Annotated in this window: 1 protein-coding gene and 1 pseudogene; both read right to left on the bottom strand. The window is 70.7% G+C overall.

Annotation, left to right across the window (positions count from 1 at the left end):
• Positions 1-1,056: pseudogene (locus E8D34_RS20620) on the bottom strand (hypothetical protein); the annotation flags it as partial.
• 244 nt (positions 1,057-1,300) lie between these two features.
• The coding region (locus E8D34_RS20980; RefSeq protein WP_206056825.1) for a hypothetical protein at positions 1,301-1,782 on the bottom strand (482 nt) is incomplete at its 5' end.

Below are 1,782 nucleotides of genomic sequence, written 5' to 3'. Positions count from 1 at the left end.
GTGCTGGTGCGAGCCCTTGTACAGCACGCCCCGCATCACCGCGATGCCCTGGGAGGCCCCGAGGCAGGGCGAGTTCCAGACCATCTGCCCCGTGGCGATGTTGGCCGCGTAGGTGCCCTCGTAGCAGCCCGGCGGGTCGCCCTCGGCGGTCACGTAGGCATACGTGCCGTCGGTGATGATCGCCCGGGTGCGCCCGGAGCAGTTGGTGTTGATCGGCTGGCTGGCGTTCGCCGGCCACGACTGCACGGCGCCGGTGTTCGGGTCGAGCGAGGCGACGCCGCCGGTCGAGCTTCCGTTGACCTGGGTGAAGCCGCCACCGATCAGCAGTCGCTGCCCGTTCGGCGAGACCAGCATGGTCAGCGCGCGCGGGCTGGGCGACGCCGTGAACTGCGAGGGCGGCGGCGCCACCATCGTGGCGCCGAACGACGTGACCAGGTTCCCGGCCGTTCCCTCCGCGGATCCCACGGCGTAGACCGCGCCGATCGTCGGCTTGGACGTCCCGCGCACGGTGGTGAAGTCGCCGGAGAGGTAGAGGCGGTTGGCCGTCGGCGCGAGCGCGGTGACGACGCGGTTGGCGTTCGGGTTGAAGCTGGTGAGCGTGTAGTTCGACAGGTTGATCGCGGCCACCCGGCCCCGGGCACTGCCGTTGACGCTCGAGAACGAGCCGGCCACGTAGAGCGTCTGGCCGTTCGGGGAGACCTTCAGGTCGTAGACGCGACCGTTCAGCGTGAAGTTGAACGACGTGATCAACGCACCGGTGCTGGCGTTGAACGCCGCCAGGTAGGTCCGCGACACCGCCTGCCCGGAGCTCGCGCTCGTGCCCGGTGGGCGCACCTGCGTGAACCGACCGCCAGCGAACACCACCCCGTTCGCGGTCGCCAGCGCGTCGACGGGCTGGTTGGTCTGCCACATCGAGGACGGCGTGCCGCTCAGCGTCTGGTCATTGGCGGCCGCAACTGCCGGCGCGACCGGCATCGCAATGGCGGCCAGCAGGCCGCCCGTGAGAAGCGCCGCCGCGGTGCCCGCCAGCGTGCGTCGTCCTGCCACTCCGAGCATGTGACTCCCCGTCTACGTGTGCCACGGGGGCCAGGAGCCGCCCCGGGTGCGCTAGCGCAAAGTTCACACCGCGGACCTCCGTCGACAAACCCCACATGCGGTATCTACGGTGCTGCCTTTCGCGGGACCGAGTGGGGGCCGACCGCGGCGGAGCGGCGCGGCACCACTCCAGACCCGCCGCACGTCGCACGACGGCCCCCGGTCCGTCGGGACCGGGGGTCGTCGTCGGTGCGACGTGCGCGGGCTACTCGAGCGTCGTCAGCTCGGCGCTCAGGTCGAAGCCCATGTCCCGGCTGGCCCGGTAGTTCAGGTGCGTCTCCGCGGCCACCACGTTGATGCCGTCGACCAGCAGGCTCGGCGGTACGTCGACCTCGAACGGGTTGTTCGCCGCCGTCGTCGCGTTCCGGGCCGAGTCCGCGTAGGAGTTCGGCGTGATCGTGCCGGTGCGCATGTTCTCCCGGATCACCTCGACCCCGTTGACATAGACCACGACACCGTCGTTGGCCAGGCCGCTCAGGTGCAGGCTCGCCACCTGGCTGGCATCGGGGATCGTGACCTCCTTCTGGAAGTACGCCGCGAGCGCGCGGTTCGTGGTGCTGGCGAAGGTGTCGATGTAGGTCGTCACCCCCGACGCCGGGAAGCCCAGGATCGCGTCGCCGGTGCTCCACGACCCGACGTCGCCGCCGATGTCGTTCCACCCGGCACCGGGCGCGGTGCCGTCGTACT

It is taken from the genome of Nocardioides sp. GY 10113, assembly GCF_004919105.1.
GTDB lineage: Bacteria > Actinomycetota > Actinomycetes > Propionibacteriales > Nocardioidaceae > Nocardioides.
The sequence above is the reverse complement of the archived record's forward strand: the minus strand, read 5'-3'. Positions and strand labels throughout refer to the sequence as shown.